The organism is Pseudomonas sp. 15A4 (genome assembly GCF_016925575.1).
In the GTDB taxonomy this organism is placed as follows: Bacteria; Pseudomonadota; Gammaproteobacteria; order Pseudomonadales; family Pseudomonadaceae; genus Aquipseudomonas.
In genome coordinates this window covers 1,414,387-1,431,502 of sequence record NZ_CP068986.1, presented here as the reverse complement: position 1 = coordinate 1,431,502, position 17,116 = coordinate 1,414,387, and the positions used below count along the sequence as shown (strand labels likewise).

Here is a 17,116-nt window from a genome sequence, read left to right as displayed (position 1 = left end):
CGACAGCGGCCTTACTTTTGAGCCAACGGATTAAGTGCCAGCCACTCACTCACTCACTCAAGGGAATGATCATGAGCACAATCGCAAGGTCGCATACGCTAACTCCCCAGTTGTGGAAAACCCTGAGGGGAAAAACGTCAGTCGGCAGGGACCCGCTACGGAGCCGCTGCTCTTTCTGACTCAGGGCGTGTTTCACACGGTAGATATAGAAGGCTCGGTCAAGCTGAGGATTATTCGGGAACTGAACGAGTTTGAGGCGCTGATTGCCGTCTACGTCGAAGATTCGGATGTAGTTCTTTCGGCCACAGTTGCAGTGGGCGATGCCAGGCTTTATGCGACTCCCCAAGACATCGTTCATCAGGACGGCGGGTACTATTCGGTCATTCTCAAGATCATTTCCTATCCGGACGCAGAAGTAGTCGCCGATATTTATTTATGGGAACTCCCACCCATCGCGGCACCGCAGTCCGTCGAATCCGACCTTGCGCTGTATTTTCCAAAAGGCTCGACTTTTTACGTGAGTCCCTCTGAAGAAGACATTGTGATGGACAGAACTTTCAGAGTGTCCGAAGACCGCCAAGTGTCAGTGAACATCCGTACCGTTGAAGGGCGCAGCTACTCAAAAACTGTTACGGAAGCTGAAGCAATCCGATGTGCCGCGCCCGGTGATTACTATGTAGAGAACAGTTCCAATAAGCTGTCGGTCGTATATGGCATAACAACTCATCCCGAATTACCGTCATCACCGATCCTTAAGCATATGCCGCTGCCCGATATGCCGAGGTCCCGCCATGACCTCGGCAAGTGAGTGACGACACTCAGGCTTTTTGCGTAATCAACCCATCCGCCCGGAACATGCTGCGAATACCCCGCACGGCCTGACGGATGCGGTCCTGATTCTCGATAAGCGCAAAGCGCACGTGATCGTCGCCGTATTCACCAAAACCGACGCCAGGCGACACGCAGACTTTGGCTTCGGCCAGCAGTTTCTTCGCGAACTCCAGCGACCCCAGGTGCGCGTAAGCCTCGGGAATCTTCGCCCAGACGTACATCGACGCTTTCGGGTTCTCGACCATCCAGCCCAGCTCATGCAGACCTTTGACCAGTACGTTGCGGCGCTGACGATACTGCTCGGCGATGTCGAGCACGCACTGTTGGTCACCTTCCAGCGCCGCGATGGCCGCTACTTGCAGCGGCGTGAACGTGCCGTAGTCGTGGTAGCTCTTGATCCGCGCCAGGGCGTTGACCAGTTCCGGGTTGCCGACCATGAAGCCGATCCGCCAGCCCGCCATGTTGTAACTCTTGGACAGGGTGAAAAATTCCACCGCAATGTCCTTGGCGCCGGGCACCTGCATGATCGACGGTGCTTTCCAGCCGTCGTAGACGATGTCGGCGTAGGCCAGGTCGTGAACCACCAGCACGTCATACTGTTTGGCGAGGGCAACGACGCGCTCGAAGAAATCCAGCTCGACGCATTGAGCGGTCGGATTGGACGGGAAACCCAGAATCATCATCTTCGGCTTGGGGATCGAGCCGCGAATGGCTTTCTCCAGTTCGGCGAAGAAGTCCACGCCCGGCACCAGCGGCACGGAGCGCACCTGGGCGCCGGCGATCACTGCGCCATAGATGTGGATCGGGTAACTGGGGTTCGGCACCAAAACAGTGTCGCCCTGATCCAGCGTGGCGAGCATCAGGTGCGCCAGGCCTTCCTTGGAGCCGATGGTGACGATGGCCTCATCTTCAGGGTCGATGTCGACGTCGTAGCGTTTCTTGTACCAACTGGAAATCGCCCGACGCAGACGCGGGATGCCACGCGAAGTCGAGTAGCCGTGAGTGTCTTCACGTTGGGCGACGGTGACCAGTTTCTCGACAATGTGCGGCGGCGTTGCCCCATCGGGGTTGCCCATGCTCAGGTCGATGATGTCCTCACCACGACGACGCGCAGCCATTTTCAGCTCGGCGGTGATGTTGAACACGTAAGGGGGAGTCGATCGATGCGCGCGAAGCGGCGCGGCGAACCTTGGTCTGCCATGGAAACCTCTGAAGACGTAAGCGCCCGGAACCGTCCGAGCGACGCTGGCCACTGCGGTGGCCTGACGCGGAAGATACGGGCGGGGATGGAGGTTTGTCTACAGCGACACCGAGAAATTGAGGGTGCTCACACCGACTTCTTCCCGGCTGAGACCGGTCCCGCTAACACACCGAGTTTCGACAGCAGGACCGGCTTCATCCGGGAAGGCGTCGGAGGTCACGGCGCAAAACCAAGGGCGCACATGCTGAGTACAGGTCCGCCACACCACCGTCATTCGACGATCTGCCGTACCCCGAACAGCAGCAAAAAATGCACTGGATAAATCAGGTACGCCCACCGCCGCATCGGCCACACACCGAATGCCGGGCGCCAGCGCAGAATCGCCAACCCCAGCAGCGGCGCCAGCAGACAGGCCACCAGCGCACCGATGGAAATCGGGTCGCCCCACAGCATGCCGTCGATAATCTTCGGCCACTCGTTGCTCAATAAACAGACGATCCCCGGCACAATCGCCAGCCATAAAGAGGTGCGCAGCACGAGCACATACGCCAGCGGCAGCAAAGCCCCATACATGCCGAACATCAACTGCGGCCCAAAAAAACGCCCATCGCCAAGGCAGCGATACCCAAGATCCTCACCGGCCACGAGCGACTCAATCCGCCCTGCGCGACCAGCAAACCCAACGCCAGCGTAGGCAGCACATTGAGCGTGGTGACCTCACCAGCCATGTAAATCCGATACGGCAGCTCGGCGACCACGGAAAACACCGCCAGCCACGTCAGGTATTTCCACTTGATCGAAGCATCCACATCGTGCCGGCCAGTGCGTACGACGTTGACCGCGATCGCCAGGCAAAACCAAGGGAAAGCCAGACGGCCCGGCACGTACAGCCAATTGGCGTGCCAGCCGACGTAGCGCAGGTGATCCATCACCATGCTCAGCATCGCCAGCCACTTGAGCAGGTCCAGCGCGCGATCACGCGCGGGTGCGGTCATTGATTTCGTCTCGGTCATATTGCTTCGCTGTCTGGCTGAATTTTCTGACGCAAGAATGCATGACCAAACCGATCAACTTTGGTTACAGTCGCAGCCTTCGATCACAGGGAACCGGCCATGTCAGACCAAAGCCAGCAGTTTGCCAGCGACAACTATTCGGGAATCTGCCCGGAAGCGTGGGCGGCCATGGAACAAGCCAACCACGGGCACCAGCGTGCCTACGGCGACGACCAGTGGACAGCGCGCGCGGCCGATCAATTCCGTCAGTTGTTCGAAACAGACTGCGAGGTGTTTTTCGCCTTCAACGGCACCGCGGCCAACTCCCTGGCGCTGTCATCGCTCTGCCAGAGCTACCACAGCGTCATCTGCTCGGAAACCGCCCACGTCGAAACGGATGAATGTGGCGCGCCGGAATTTTTCTCCAACGGCTCTAAACTGCTGACCGCACGCAGCGAGAACGGCAAGCTGACGCCTGATTCCATTCGTGAAGTCGCGCTCAAACGCGCCGACATCCACTATCCGAAACCCCGCGTAGTCACGCTGACCCAGGCCACGGAAGTCGGCAGCGTCTATCAGCCCGAAGAGCTCAAAGCCATCAGCGAGACCTGCAAAGAGCTGGGCCTGAACCTGCACATGGACGGCGCTCGCTTTGCCAACGCCTGCGCCTTCCTCGGTTGCTCGCCTGCTGAGCTGACCTGGAAAGCAGGAGTTGATGTGCTGTGCTTCGGTGGCACCAAGAACGGCATGGCGGTGGGCGAGGCGATCCTGTTCTTCAACCACAAGCTCGCCGAAGACTTCGACTACCGCTGCAAGCAGGCCGGTCAACTCGCCTCGAAGATGCGCTTTCTGTCGGCGCCTTGGGTCGGCTTGCTGGAAAACGACGCCTGGCTCAAACACGCGCGCCACGCCAACCGCTGCGCGCAGTTGCTGGCGGATCTGGTGAGGGATATTCCGGGGTGGAATTGATGTTCCCCGTGCAGGCCAACGGCGTGTTCCTGCAACTGTCGGAAGCGGCCATTGCCGCGCTGACCGCCAGGGGCTGGCGCTTCTACACGTTCATCGGCAACGGCGGCGCCCGCTTCATGTGCTCGTGGGACACCGAAGAAGCACGCGTGCGGGAGCTGGCTGCGGACATCCGCTTGGTGATGGGGAGCTGAAAATAGCTCGCTCGTCACTGGCAGGCTGCATGACCTCAGCAGCCTGCGGATGGACTGAACCAGTGGCTCAGTTCTGAGCAATCACCTTTTCGATCACCTCAACCGTTGCGCTGATCTTGTCTTCGTAACGGCTCAGCGCTTCGGCATGTTGTTGCTTGAGTTCGATCTGCTTGGAGCACAGGTTCAGCGCCGCCAGCACCAGCAGACGATCGCCGATCAGCGTCGGGTAGCTGCGCTTGGTTTCGAACAGCGCCGATTTCAGCATCGAGACCGCATCCATCAAGGTCTGCTCTTGCCCGGCAGGTGCCTTGATCGTGTAGTCGTTGCCCAGAATCGAAATAACCTTGGCGCCGTCCTGATCAGTGATCATGCGTCAACCGCGCTGACGCTGGTGGCACGATCAACCAACGCCTGGATGCGCGCAGCCGTCGCGCCTTGCTTCTCTTCCTGCTCCATCAGACTCAGCTGCAGACTGTCGTTGTCATCCCGGGCTTGTTTCAACTCTTCGGCGAGTTGCGCGTTCGTGTTCTGCAGCTCCTGATTGTGCTGTACCAGGTCACTGACGAGCTTTTCCAACTGGCTTAGGGATGCTTCCAACATTTTGATATCTCAGGCAAATTTCAAAGGGCGCGTACGATAAAGAAAAGTCACTTTAGCTACCAGTGAAATCAGGGCATCCAAGCCACTACACCGACCAACAAGCATCTCTACAACTCTATTCCGCAAACGCATAACGGCCCTGATTGACTACGTTTCTGCGATCTTGTTCCTGCTGTTCGTCAGATTAGCGGGTGCGACATAACCGCACAGCGCAGACCAGCGGCATCAAGTCCCCATATAGCCGACCGATACCCCGTGCATCTCTGACGCTTTTATCTTTCGCCTCGCATGGATCGCGGCCTTCCTGGAACCGTAATGTCCCTACGTAATTTGAATATCGCCCCACGCGCCTTTCTTGGATTCTCCGTCATTGGCCTGCTGATGCTGATTCTGGGCATCTTCGCTTTGTCGCAGATGAACAAGATCAACAACGCCAATGTGGTCATGGCGACCAACAGCATGCCGAGCATCAAGGCGCTGGATAAGTTGACCGAGGGCAGCATTCGCCTGCGCGTATTGTCGTACCGGCTCATGCTCAATCGCGACCCCGACACGCTGCAGAAAACCACCGACTTGTTGGCCATGCGCAACAAGCAGATCGACGATGCCCGCGCCGTCTACGTCAAACTGATTTCCGCACCAGAGGAACAGTCGGCCTACGACCAGTACGTGCAGCTGCTCAACGACTATCGCCAGCTTGAGAGCCGCATGAAGTCGCTGAGTCAGGCCAATGACATGACCGAACTGACCCGCCTGCTCAGCGCCGACCTGCAGACCAACTCGGATCAGATGAACGTAGTGCTCGGCAAGCTGGTGGAGATGAACACGCAACAGCTCAACCAGGCCAGCGCCAACGCGACTCAGCAGTACTCGACCGCGTTCACGATGGTCGTCACGCTGCTGATCATTGCCACTGCGCTGACCTTGCTGTTCGCCTGGTTGCTGACCAACAGCATTACCCGACCTATCGCATCGGCACTGCACGCTGCCGAGGACATTGCCGAAGGTGACCTGACGCGCACCATCACAGTGGACGGTACTGACGAAGCGGGCCGCTTACTGGCCGCGATGCTGAAGATGCAATCCAAGCTGCGCGACACCTTGCAGCGCATTTCCGGCTCAGCCACACAGCTTGCTTCGGCAGCCGAAGAGCTGAACGCTGTCACCGATGAGAGCGCCCGTGGCCTGTCCCAGCAGAACAACGAAATCGAACAGGCCGCCACCGCGGTCAACCAGATGACCAGTGCCGTGGAAGAAGTCGCACGCAATGCTGTGAGCACCTCGGAAGCGTCGAAGAATGCCACCACGTCCGCCAGCGATGGCCGCGATCTGGTGCAGGAAACCGTCGGCGCCATCGAGCGCATGAGCGCCGATGTGCAGAGCACCTCCACCTTGATCGGCAATCTGGCGGGCGAGTCACGTGACATCGGCAAGGTGCTGGATGTGATTCGCGGTCTGGCGGACCAGACCAACCTGCTGGCCCTTAACGCCGCCATCGAAGCGGCTCGTGCGGGTGAAGCGGGTCGCGGGTTTGCTGTGGTTGCCGATGAAGTCCGCGCCCTCGCCCACCGTACCCAGCAGTCGACCAGCGAAATCGAGCGCATGATCGGCAGCATCCAGGGCGGTACCGAGCAGGCTGTTAACTCCATGCGCAGCAGCACCGAACGCGCCGAGTCCACCCTTAACATCGCCAAGGGCGCCGGTCTTGCGCTGGATACCATTAATAGCGCGGTGGTGGAAATCAACGAACGCAACCTGGTCATCGCCAGCGCTGCGGAAGAGCAAGCCCAAGTCGCTCGGGAAGTGGACCGCAACCTGGTGAACATCCGTGACCTGTCGACTCAGTCGGCGACCGGGGCGAATCAGACCAGTGCCGCCAGCAACGAGCTGTCACGTCTGGCTGTGGATTTGAACGGGATGGTGGCGCGCTTCAAGGTTTAACCACGTTGAAGCGCCGCTCGAGACCGAGTCGGCTCTTCCAGTAGGGTGAGAGGTTGAGGCCGGCGTCAGGCCTCAATACTCGATCCGCACATCCCCCTTCGGCACGCTGCAGCAGGCCAGGATGTAGCCTTCGTCTACATCGTCATCGGTGATGCCGCCGTTGTGCTCCATCTCCACCTCCCCGCTCAGTTTCATCACCTTGCAGGTCCCGCAGATACCCATGCCACAGGCCTTGGGAATCATCAGCCCAAGCTTGGCAGCCGCCGCGTGTACGGTTTCGCCCGGTGCGACGCGAATGCTCTTGCCGGTGTCGGTGAATTCCACCTGATGCAAGTCAGCGACATCCAGGTCGGGCGCGTCGGCGGCCTGTTCGGCCTGTTCCACGGCGTCGGCGCGGGCTTCCGGCGGCGTCGCGCCAAAGGACTCTTCATGGTACTGCGCCATGTTGAAACCGTTGGCCTCAAGCAACCGCTTGACCGCACTCATGTACGGCGTCGGCCCGCAGCAGAACACCTCTCTCTCCATGAAATCCGGGGCCATCAGTTCGAGCATCTTCTGGTTCAGATAACCGCGATAGCCTGCCCAAGGCTCACCCAACCCATGTTTCTCACAGACGATGTGCAGAGCGAAATTGTTGATTCGCGACGCCATCTGTTCCAGCTCGCGGTGGTAAATGATGTCTTTGGGCGAGCGCGAACTGTGGACGAACACCATGTCGACGTTGGCGTTGGTGTCGTAGTACCAGCGCGCCATGGACATGACCGGCGTGATGCCGACGCCGCCGCTGAGGTAGAGAATCTTCGGATTCGGGAAATCGATCGCGTTGAACAGGCCCACCGGCCCGTGCACCGCCAGCTCCTGGCCTTCGTGAAGCGTGTCGTGCAGCCAGTTTGAAACCTTGCCGCCGGGCACACGCTTGATGGTGATCGAAAAGCTGTACGGCACCGAAGGCGAACTGGAGATGGTGTAGGAGCGCATGATCGGCACGCCGTCGATTTCAAGCTCCAGGGTGACGAACTGCCCGGGCTTGAAGAAGAACAGAATCGGCTGATCCGCCATAAAGCAGAAGGTGCGCACGTCCCAGGTTTCCTGGATCACTTTGACGACCCGTACCAGGTGGCGGCCGTTGGACCACGTCTGGGTGTTGACCGGGCTGAGGAAACTCTGGGACATACTCACTCTCCACGGCCGACGGTCGGCCTCTTATGGTGCGATTCTGCGTAACGGGCGACCCGTCTATTTACCTATCAGCGACATTCACATACTTATGGCGACCAGCCCCGGTCTATAGGGGTCGGGCCGTCGGAAACGGATTCGGCCATGTCGCCCATGGATAAGGTTCGGGTCGCGCCCGGCTCCACACTCGCCATCAATTCGTTACAGCATTTTTATCTGTCGGCCGGCGCGTCAGAAACCCTGCCGCCTCACCTGATTCGCTACACACCCACCGTATCAGCCACATTCGTAGGCTGCGCCAAGCGCGGCCTGAGGACTTGAAAGATGGACGTCACCGCAACTCTGAGCTTGGGCGATCCGCTGGAACCTGCGCGCAAGGCGACTGCCGAGATGCTGCACACCCGCGAGCGCACTTACTCGCTGCCGCAGCCTTTCTACAGCGATGAGCGGCTGTTTGAAATCGACATGCAGGAAATCTTTCAGAAAGAATGGCTGATCGCGGGGATGAGCTGTGAAGTGCCGGCCAAAGGCAACTTCCTCACCCTCCAGATCGGCAAGAACCCGATCCTGGTCGTGCGCGGACCGGACGGCTCGATCAATGCGTGCCACAACGTCTGCCGCCACCGCGGTTCGCGCCTGTGCACCAAGGAAAAAGGCAAGGTTGCCAAGCTGGTCTGTCCTTACCACCAGTGGACCTACGAACTCGATGGTCGCCTGCTGTATGCCGGTACCGAAATGGGTGCGGACTTCGACATGAAGCAGTTCGGCCTCAAGCCGGTGCATTGCAAAGTGGCGGGCGGGTACATTTTCATCAGCATGGCCAGCAACCCTCCCGCCATCGACGCGTTCCTGCAGACGCTGAATCACTACATGGAACCGTACGACATGGAGAACACCAAGGTGGCGGTGCAAACCACCCTGGTCGAAAAAGCCAACTGGAAGTTGGTGCTGGAGAACAATCGCGAGTGCTACCACTGCAATGCCTCGCACCCCGAACTGCTGAACACCTTGCTGGAGTGGGACGACGTCACCGACCCGCGCGCCGACCAGGCTTTCAAGGACCACGTCGCTGCCTCCGCCGCCGCCTGGGAAGCGGAAAAGATTCCCTTCGCCCACGCCAGCTTTGGCCTGCGCAACCGCATCGTGCGCATGCCGCTGCTCAAAGGCACCGTCTCGATGACGATGGATGGCAAGCAAGGCAGCAAAAAACTGATGGGCCGCATCCAGAACCCGGACCTGGGCTCGATGCGCATCCTGCACCTGCCCCACTCGTGGAACCACTGCATGGGCGACCACGTCATCGTATTCACCGTGTGGCCGGTCAGCGCACAAGAAACCCTCGTTACCACTAAATGGCTGGTGCACAAGGATGCTGTCGAAGGCGTGGACTACGACGTCGCGCGCCTGCGTGAGGTCTGGGACGCCACCAACGACCAGGACCGTAGGCTGGCTGAAGAAAATCAGCGCGGCATCAACTCCGTTGCTTACCAGCCGGGGCCGTATTCGAAGACCTACGAGTTCGGCGTGGTGAATTTCATCGACTGGTACAGCGCCAAATTGCTGGAAAACATGGGCGCGGAACCGGCTTCGTATTTGAAGGGCGTGGCGGTTAACCACGAGTAGGGTTTTACCTGTCGGATTTGGACTGACACCTTCGCGGGCAACCGCGTTTCTACAGACATTCGAGCTGTAGGAGCGCGCTTGCCCGCGGTGCGTTTTGGTGAGCGGGCGCGAGTTTTGAGTAAGGGCTCAGCAGGGTGCTCGCAGCAGCTGTGTCTGGTCAGTCCGAATTTCCTACACCGAAGCGTTAATCAATTCAGAGACTTATGCAGGTCAGCCTACAACACAGCCGAAGCAGCCTACAGAACGATCAGAAGTTTCACCTCAGCAATCTATGTGAATGACGATCAACGCCTGCTATCAGTACCGCACTCGCAACGAATAACGGGCCGTTTGAAAACGCTCATCACGACGTGTGCTTCCTGAGGTAAATATGCGGATGATGGAATTTATCAGTGAAACACTAAGCTCCAGGAAAAGACTGTTCATAAGCGCCACCGCACTTACCGTTCTATTGAAGCTGTCCACCCTAGCGCCAGCCCTGTTGCTGGGGAAGATTATTGATAACCTCTCTGTCGCAGAAGATGTCGCTTCACTCATACTTAGCGATTTACTGATTGTTCTTTGTGGCGCTGTGCTGCTGCAGTCCGTGTTGCACCCACTTCAGACTTATCAACTGGTGAAGCTCGTGCAGACAACCCTGGCAGACCTCTCCACCGAATGGTCTGAAAAAATACTGGGCAAAGACTTTGAGCAATTTTCGTCCCTACGGATTGGCGGCCTCATCAAATCCGTGGAGCGAGGAATAACTGCCCACGAGAAGTTTCTGATTTTTTCATCACATCAGGGTTCCCGCTGCTGATTGAACTGGCTTTGATCGCGATCATCTTTGCCTACTTGGGCGGCGCACTGATGTTCACCACCCTGCTGGGTGTTTCTGTCGGCTACATACTGCTATACCACCAGCTGATCTGCTGGCGGCGTCCTTATCTGATTGCCGTTAATGATGAAGAAGACAGGGTGTCGTCCAGGCTATTCGAAACCCTGCAAGCCGGCAAAATCCTGAAGCTCGAAAAGGCTTGCGGCCTCGCCATGAAGCCGCTTCGTCAGAGTTACACGGAGTACGCACACGCGGCAACACGAGTGGCAAGTACCGGTGCTGTTCTCAGTTCGATCAAAGTGTTGTACATCGGGCTGTCCACGGCCGGGCTGCTTGCCTGGGGCGTCAGTGACCAGGCTTCCCTATCCCCACGTTTGTCTGTTGGGGAACTGGTCGCGGTATTTTCGCTGGCGGGCATGTTTCTCAGTAATTGCAGCGCTTTGGCAGAGGCCTATCGAGCACTGGATCAGTTTTCGGTAGACAGACAGAGGCTTCTGCAAATCTTGTCACTGGAGGATCTTGTAGAGGTACCGCAAGAACCTTTACCTGAACCTTTATCAAGACTGGAATTGGTCGCAGTTGCTCAGGTAACGAACTGTAAGCTGCATTTCACGCCTGACCAATCCGTTGCGATCATCGGGCCCAGTGGTGCCGGCAAAAGCACGCTTTTAGACACGATGGCCGGAACGCTGAAAACACTCCGGCACGCCCTTTCCATAAATGGCAGGACATTACGAGGGTGCGACATTCAGACGTATCTGGATCGGGTTCGCTACTGTCCTCAAGACCCAGTGTTTCTTGAAGGCACATTCAAACACTCTGTGCTCTTTGATCAACCCATGTCAGACCACCGCCCCCGAATCCTTGACGATCTTGGCGTGGCACACCTGGCCGCCTACCGATCAATAGCTGAAGGCGCAGTAAACATTTCCGGAGGCGAAGCAAAGCGACTTTCACTGCTCCGGCTAATCAATCGCCCTGGAGATTTCAACTTGTTCGACGAGCCAACATCGGCTCTGGATCAGGAAACTGCCCTGGGTGTGTGGAGCACTCTGTTCGAGCACTTCCATAAAAGGGGCTGGTGTGCGCTACCCACGACATGACTGCGCTGTCCCGTTTCGATCGTGTGATTGTGTTGAAAAACGGCGAGGTCATTGCAGACGGCCCCTGGAGCGAATTGCAAAACGACGGGGTCGTTGCGCAGGCGCTGGCGTAGATACGAGGCTATTGAACCAAACGGCGAGGCTCCTCACCTCCGTGCCGATTGAGGAGATTTACAACGCCATCAGGTTTGAAGATTTGGAGGTATTAGCGCGATTCAATGCCGCTTCGTCATTATTCAGCGCAAATCGTTGATCATTTTTTGAGCATATCGCTCAACGCGCCGGATTCAGGGGCCCAACCCTGACCGCGAACATGTTATCCACAGAAGCACCAACAGCCTATGTGCGTAAGTCTCCCCATCGCTGTGGAAAAGCGTGCAATGGGCGTGATAATGACGGTCAGAGACGCAAACGGACGCGCTAGAGCTGTTATTGGTCAAAATTTGACCACCATTCCACAGACCACGGAATACAGGGGCTACAGCGGATCACAAACATCTTATCCACACGCCCGCACACAGAGAATGTGGGTAAGAACACGGACCGCGAGGCCTGGCTTGTGGAAAAAACCTATAAGAATCCGCGGGATAGAGCGATTAAAAATTGACCACCTGCTTGAAAGCCACAGTCAACATGGTCTGTAGCAATGGCCGAACAGTTTATCCACAGGCGGATCAACAGCGATTGTGGGTAATACCGAAACTTACAAACCGAATCAGACGCGTCTGACATTCATATCTTTTTTGAGCGTTAGACTGCCGCCCATCATCGATTTGGAGTGGCCAAGAATGACATCAAGAGTCCGGTTTTCTGAGCAGGTTGTCGTACGGGCAAACGCTCAGCTCATAGAACAACGCGGACGGCCCACCCGCCTTCCGCGGGAGCTGCTGGGTATCGTGACCTACAGACCCCGAACGCTTCAGGAGATTAAAAGCGCATTCGCCTCCGCCTACGCAAAAATGCAGCGAACCTGATGACCATGGCGAGAGGAGGCTACAACTACATCTATAAGGCACTCGTCGCGGATGAGAGCGACATTCTGGGCAAGCTTGCTTATTCGAGCTACAAGCGGCAGAAAATCGAGTACATCCAGGCTTTCATCGCGAAGCACGGAGAGGATCCGAAAGACTCCGATCTAACGGCTTTCCATGACATCAGCAACAACGCTTCGCAGCTGGATGTTTACAGAAACCAGGCGGCCCAGTTGGCAGTGAGTTTTCTGGAAACATCATTCGCGAATGAAGCAAAAGAGCTTGAGGAGCTGTACTCAGCCAAGGCGAATAACGAGATCCGATCATTCAGACCCGGATTCTGGTCAGGTGTGTCTCAAAGCGTCGTTGGCTCAGGCTGTTTCGTCCTGCTGGTTGGGTGCTTGGTGTTCTTTACCTGGAGCCTCAAACAAGGACCTCGGCAGGTCATTGAACACGTTTTCGATGTGGCGATTATTGATGTCCCATTAGCGGAGCAAGCCGTTGAAAGCCGGTTGCCCGAGAAATCACCTCCAAATGAAAAAGGCGCCACTTAGGACGCCTTCCTCAATGCTGAAACCCACTCAGCGAACCACCCCCTCCTCCACCAACAATTTCAAAATCGCCGCAGCCCCCTCCTGAGCAGTCACCCCTTTGAGCACCTGCCCACCGCCTCCGCTCGCTTTCGCCGTTGCGGCCTTCATACGATCAGCGCCGCTTTTGGCTTTGATGACCTTCAAGCGTTTTGGCCGTGGTTTCGCGGGCGTCAGGTCTGCGCCGGTGAACACTTCATCGATGACCACCTCGACCTCTTCCACATCCAGCAAACCGCGCTGGGCCGGGCCGTATGCGCTTTGACGGGGTTTCGGTGCTGCGTTATCCACAGTCGCCAGAAACGGCAGTCGTACTTTGAGTCGGCGACGCTGACCTCGGGGAGCGCCTGCAGCACTTGGGCGCTGCCATTGCTCATGGACTCAACCTCGGCAAGGCCCACCACGAGCGGCCAGCCGAGCGATTCGGCCAACAAATAGGGAAGCATGCCGGACCCTTCGCCAGTCTCGGCCTGACTGCCGGTCAGCACCAGTTGCACGCCCGACTCACGAATGTAATCCGTCAGTCCAGGCACTGCGTCCGCGCCTGGCGGCTGGGCAAGCACATGGAGCTCGTCCACGCCCATACCCAGGTAGCCACGCAAGGCGGGTTCTTCGGCATTACCCGCATGCAACACGTGCAAGTTATCCCCAGCCAGCTGCAAACCCAGTTCAACCGCGCGGGCATCCTGCTCGGCGCGACGGGGACGTCCTGACGTCGGGTGCGCGCCGACGGAGACGAGGCTGATGACGTGCAGCGCATCTTTATCCACAGGCCCCTCCATTTCAGGCTGCATTGCGCTTCGCCCCATTTCGATAAGTGTCCACCGCCTCTATCAGCGCTTCGAGAATGGCCGAACTCTCTCCGATCACCGACAGATCAGCACGCTTGATCATGTCGCAGGTCGGGTCAAGGTTGATGGCCACCACCTTGTCGCAGGCGCCAATGCCCTGTAAATGCTGGATCGCGCCGGAAATTCCGACCGCCACGTAAACCCGGGCAGTGACCCAAGTGCCGGACGCACCCACCTGGCGATCGCGCATCATGAAGCCATCGTCCACCGCCACCCGGGATGCGCCCTCAGTGGCGCCCAATGCGACGGCGGTGCGGTGAAACAGCGCCCAGTCCTTGACCCCGTTACCACCCGAAAAGATAAATTCAGCTTCAGACATGGGGATAAGTGCCGGATCGACCGCCACCGCGCCAAGGTCCTCAATGCGCGGCAAGCTGCGTACAACTGCTGTGGATAACTGGACGGGCAGTACTTCGTGCCGGGTCTCACTAACCGGTTCGGCGCATTCCGCCTGGGCGAGGATCAAGCGTGACACGGGGCGCAACAGGTCTTGCGCTCCCGCACCGGCGCGCCCGATGCACTGTTCGCCAGCCACTTGCCAGACTCGCGTCGACGGTCGCTCTCCCAGGCTCGCCGCAAAACGGCGTCCCAACTCTCCCCGCCGTTTCGGCTGTCGGGCAGCAACCAGTGATGCGGGTCGAACTGGTTATCCACAGCCCGCAGACCCTGTACCCGCTGCTCGGGCGAATAACCACTGAACACGCTGCCTTCCAGTATCAACAGACGATCAACGCCAGCAGTATCGAACGTCGTCTCTTTGTGCTCGCCAAATATCACCGCCAGAACAGCGCCCTCGTTGCCGGCCAGCGCATGGGCCAGGCCGAGCAGGTCACGGTCGTGGTTGCTCAACCGGCCGCCGACCATGTCGGGGACGACAGCGACATAGAAAGCAGGCGTCGCAATCCGATGCAGCGGCAACTGCACTTCCACAGACACGGAGCGTTTGACCGTGCCGCCCTGTTGCGCACCGCTGCGATCAATGCGCTTAAGGCCGTTGGGACCGATAAAACCGGCGCCATGTACGTTTTTACGCAGGACACCGTTCGGGCCCATCCAGCTGGCTTGCGCCGGTTGCATGGCAGCGTGCAGCGGATGCAGCCGGTTTCGTGCGATCCATTCAGCACGTGGGTCGCGGCGGATAATGTCGCTCATTAATGCGCCTCCGCAGGTTCACGTCGGGCCGCCGCCGGTTTTACCGGCGCGGTATCTTCCAGCAGTGCGTCAGCCACCAGCTCGGCGATGTCCTTGATCATGGGCCGTGGCTCCACAACACCTTCGAGCATCGCGGTGCACTGCGGACAACCCACGGCGACCAGCTCGGCGCCGGTCTCGCGGATGTCATCCATGCGCATGTCCGGGATGCGTTGCTTGCCGGGAATGTCAGTGATCGGCGCGCCGCCACCGCCGCCGCAGCAACGTGAGCGGAACCCGGATCGGACCATTTCCTTGACCTCGATGCCCAGCGCACGCAGCACATCGCGCGGCGCCTGGTATTCGCCGTTGTAACGGCCGAGGTAGCACGGATCGTGATAGGTAACGCTGGTGCCTTTGTGCTGGCCCAGCTTCAACGCGCCGTCGCCGATCAGCTCCGCCAGATACGTGCTGTGGTGCTGTACGACGTAGTGGCCTTCGAACGCGCCGTATTCGTTTTTCAGCACGTGAAAGCTGTGTGGGTCGCAGGTGACGATGCGCTTGAACTCGTACTGCGCCAGCGTCTGGATGTTGCGTCTGGCGAGCATCTGGAACGTCGCCTCATCGCCCAGACGACGGGCCACATCGCCGCTGTCGCGTTCTTCCAGCCCCAGCACGGCGAAGTCGACCTTGGCGGCTTTCAGTACTTTGACGAAGGCGCGCAAGGTCCGCTGATTGCGCATGTCGAACGCGCCGTCACCGACCCAGAACAGCACGTCCACGGTTTTCTTGTGGCTCATGAGGTCAAGGTTCAGGTCGGCCGCCCAGTTCATGCGTCCGCCCGGGGCGAAGCCACCCGGGTTGTCGGTCGCGATCAGGTTTTCCAGAACCTCGGCGCCCTTATTGGGGGTGGCGCCTTTTTCGAGCGTCAGATGCCGGCGCATGTCGACGATCGTGTCCACGTGCTCGATCATCATCGGGCACTCTTCCACGCAGGCCCGGCAGGTCGTGCACGACCACAGGGTGTCGGCGTTGACCAGCCCGTTGACGATGGGTTGATGGGGGTTGCCGCCATGCTCGCCAATGGGTTTGCCCTGGCCGTCGAGGGACGGATAAGGGCTGCCGGCGAAGTGGGCATCGGTGCCGCCCGCCAGGCCGACGACCATGTCCTGTATCAGCTTTTTCGGGTTCAGCGGCTGGCCGGCAGCGAAGGCCGGGCAGGCACCTTCGCATTTGCCACACTGCACGCAGGCGTCAAAACCGAGCAGCTGATTCCAGGTGAAGTCCTTGGGTTTCTCCACGCCCAGCGGCGCGGTTTTGTCGGTGAGATCGAGGGGTTTCAGCCCCGTAGAGCGGCCACCGCCGAAGCGCTCCGGACGGCGGTGCCACGCCAGGTGCAACGCGCCAGCGAAGGCGTGTTTCATTGGGCCGCCCCAGGTCATCCCGAGGAACAATTCGCACACACCCCACAGCACACCGATGCCCAGAATGATCGCCAGCAACCAACCGCCGAAGTTCGCCGGCAGCACGCCCGCAACGGGCAACGTGACGATAAAGAACGAACCCGAGAACGCCAGCAGGCTTTTCGGCAGGCGCATCCACGGGCCTTTCGACAGCCTACTCGGCGGATTGCGTCGACGCAGGTACATAAAGATTGCGCCCACAAACATCACCGCCGACATCAGCAACAGCGCGTAACCAAGGACGCGGTTATGCAGGCCGAATCCATGAACCAGAATCGCCAGGACGATCGACGCCACCGCACCGCCAGCCGTGGCCACGTGGGTGTTGGCGATGTATTTGTCCCGCGCGACGACGTGGTGCAGATCGACCATGTACCGCTTGGGCATCGCCAGCAATCCGCCGAGCAGGTCGACCTTGGCGGCACGCCCGTTGCGCCACAGACTTACCCGCCGCAGCGCGCCGAGGACCGCGAGGGCCAGGGCAGCGAAAAGCAGGATGGGAAGAAGGGTGTTTAACATGTGGAGCTCCCAAAGACTCAGGGTCTTGCAGGTCGGGATGCCTTACTCGATTCCTGTAGGAGTGAGCTTGCTCGCGAAGCCGTACTGACATTCAACATGGATGTCGACATACCGGCCGCTTTCGCGAGCAAGCTCACTCCTACAGGG

At 58.7% G+C, this 17,116-nt stretch carries 11 protein-coding genes and 5 pseudogenes; 8 read left to right on the top strand and 8 right to left on the bottom strand.

All coding sequences use genetic code 11. From position 1 onward, the window contains the following. Positions 1–34 precede the first annotated feature (34 nt). Positions 35–808, top strand: coding sequence for a hypothetical protein (locus tag JN403_RS06325; protein ID WP_205486263.1), 774 nt, complete (start codon positions 35–37; stop codon positions 806–808). Positions 809–818: 10 nt separating this feature from the next. Here JN403_RS06325 and alaC read toward each other — a convergent pair. Beyond that, a pseudogene (alaC, locus tag JN403_RS06320) lies at positions 819–2,032 on the bottom strand (alanine transaminase). Positions 2,033–2,302: 270 nt separating this feature from the next. Further along, a pseudogene (locus JN403_RS06315) lies at positions 2,303–3,045 on the bottom strand (TraX family protein). Between the two features lie 99 nt (positions 3,046–3,144). Between JN403_RS06315 and JN403_RS06310 the strand changes: the two are divergent. After that, positions 3,145–4,184, top strand: a pseudogene (locus JN403_RS06310) (low specificity L-threonine aldolase). Between the two features lie 67 nt (positions 4,185–4,251). Here the strand turns inward: JN403_RS06310 and JN403_RS06305 are convergent. Together JN403_RS06305 and JN403_RS06300 are read right to left on the bottom strand one after the other, a co-directional pair. Next, on the bottom strand, positions 4,252–4,554 hold the full coding sequence (locus tag JN403_RS06305) for a cell division protein ZapA (RefSeq protein ID WP_205486260.1): 303 nt from the start codon (positions 4,552–4,554) through the stop codon (positions 4,252–4,254). Next, a complete protein-coding gene (locus tag JN403_RS06300; RefSeq protein WP_065991261.1) occupies positions 4,551–4,784 on the bottom strand; it encodes a hypothetical protein in 234 nt (77 codons plus the stop codon). The genes JN403_RS06305 and JN403_RS06300 overlap by 4 nt, the downstream gene beginning before the upstream one ends. Before the next feature lie 315 nt (positions 4,785–5,099). Here JN403_RS06300 and JN403_RS06295 point away from each other — a divergent pair, with 315 nt between their 5' ends. Beyond that, on the top strand, positions 5,100–6,725 hold the full coding sequence (locus JN403_RS06295; protein WP_205486258.1) for a methyl-accepting chemotaxis protein: 1,626 nt from the start codon (positions 5,100–5,102) through the stop codon (positions 6,723–6,725). Positions 6,726–6,797: 72 nt separating this feature from the next. Here the strand turns inward: JN403_RS06295 and gbcB are convergent, their stop codons facing one another. After that, on the bottom strand, positions 6,798–7,898 hold the full coding sequence (gene gbcB / locus JN403_RS06290) for a glycine-betaine demethylase subunit GbcB (RefSeq protein ID WP_122536474.1): 1,101 nt from the start codon (positions 7,896–7,898) through the stop codon (positions 6,798–6,800). Positions 7,899–8,045: 147 nt separating this feature from the next. Here gbcB and JN403_RS06285 point away from each other — a divergent pair, with 147 nt between their 5' ends. The 5 genes from JN403_RS06285 to JN403_RS06265 all read left to right on the top strand — a co-directional run bounded on the left by JN403_RS06285 (position 8,046) and on the right by JN403_RS06265 (position 12,969). Next, a complete protein-coding gene (locus tag JN403_RS06285; RefSeq protein ID WP_163022121.1) occupies positions 8,046–8,222 on the top strand; it encodes a hypothetical protein in 177 nt (58 codons plus the stop codon). A gap of 3 nt (positions 8,223–8,225) precedes the next feature. After that, positions 8,226–9,524, top strand: a complete 1,299-nt coding sequence (gbcA, locus tag JN403_RS06280) for a glycine-betaine demethylase subunit GbcA (protein WP_205486256.1) — start codon at positions 8,226–8,228, stop codon at positions 9,522–9,524. Between the two features lie 376 nt (positions 9,525–9,900). Further along, positions 9,901–10,323: an ABC transporter ATP-binding protein gene (locus JN403_RS06275; RefSeq protein WP_205486247.1), complete on the top strand. Its 423-nt coding sequence runs from the start codon at positions 9,901–9,903 to the stop codon at positions 10,321–10,323. Between the two features lie 11 nt (positions 10,324–10,334). Beyond that, the gene (locus tag JN403_RS06270) at positions 10,335–11,444 is read left to right on the top strand and encodes an ATP-binding cassette domain-containing protein (protein ID WP_205486245.1); all 1,110 of its coding nucleotides are present in this window, start codon (positions 10,335–10,337) and stop codon (positions 11,442–11,444) included. A 973-nt stretch (positions 11,445–12,417) separates the two neighbouring features. Beyond that, entirely contained in the window at positions 12,418–12,969 is a 552-nt protein-coding gene (locus JN403_RS06265) for a hypothetical protein (protein ID WP_240356827.1), read from the top strand. 27 nt (positions 12,970–12,996) lie between these two features. On the opposite strand, the pseudogene JN403_RS06260 reads toward JN403_RS06265, so the two are convergent. The 3 genes and pseudogenes from JN403_RS06260 to dgcB form a co-directional block, all read right to left on the bottom strand. After that, positions 12,997–13,799 (bottom strand): annotated as a pseudogene (locus JN403_RS06260) (electron transfer flavoprotein subunit beta). Next, positions 13,789–15,008: pseudogene (locus JN403_RS06255) on the bottom strand (electron transfer flavoprotein subunit alpha/FixB family protein). The pseudogenes JN403_RS06260 and JN403_RS06255 overlap by 11 nt, the downstream one beginning before the upstream one ends. Further along, the gene (gene dgcB, locus JN403_RS06250) at positions 15,008–16,969 is read right to left on the bottom strand and encodes a dimethylglycine demethylation protein DgcB (RefSeq protein ID WP_205486236.1); all 1,962 of its coding nucleotides are present in this window, start codon (positions 16,967–16,969) and stop codon (positions 15,008–15,010) included. Before dgcB ends, JN403_RS06255 begins: the two are co-directional and overlap by 1 nt. Positions 16,970–17,116: the final 147 nt, after the last annotated feature.

Excerpts from the sequence above, each read along its gene's own strand:
- JN403_RS06305 (WP_205486260.1), bottom strand. The coding sequence starts at position 4,554 with ATGATCACTGATCAGGACGGCGCCAAGGTTATTTCGATTCTGGGCAAC.
- gbcA (WP_205486256.1), top strand. The coding sequence starts at position 8,226 with ATGGACGTCACCGCAACTCTGAGCTTGGGCGATCCGCTGGAACCTGCG.
- gbcB (WP_122536474.1), bottom strand. The coding sequence starts at position 7,898 with ATGTCCCAGAGTTTCCTCAGCCCGGTCAACACCCAGACGTGGTCCAAC.
- JN403_RS06295 (WP_205486258.1), top strand. The coding sequence starts at position 5,100 with ATGTCCCTACGTAATTTGAATATCGCCCCACGCGCCTTTCTTGGATTC.
- JN403_RS06285 (WP_163022121.1), top strand. The coding sequence starts at position 8,046 with ATGTCGCCCATGGATAAGGTTCGGGTCGCGCCCGGCTCCACACTCGCC.
- JN403_RS06265 (WP_240356827.1), top strand. The coding sequence starts at position 12,418 with ATGACCATGGCGAGAGGAGGCTACAACTACATCTATAAGGCACTCGTC.
- dgcB (WP_205486236.1), bottom strand. The coding sequence starts at position 16,969 with ATGTTAAACACCCTTCTTCCCATCCTGCTTTTCGCTGCCCTGGCCCTC.
- JN403_RS06300 (WP_065991261.1), bottom strand. The coding sequence starts at position 4,784 with ATGTTGGAAGCATCCCTAAGCCAGTTGGAAAAGCTCGTCAGTGACCTG.
- JN403_RS06275 (WP_205486247.1), top strand. The coding sequence starts at position 9,901 with ATGATGGAATTTATCAGTGAAACACTAAGCTCCAGGAAAAGACTGTTC.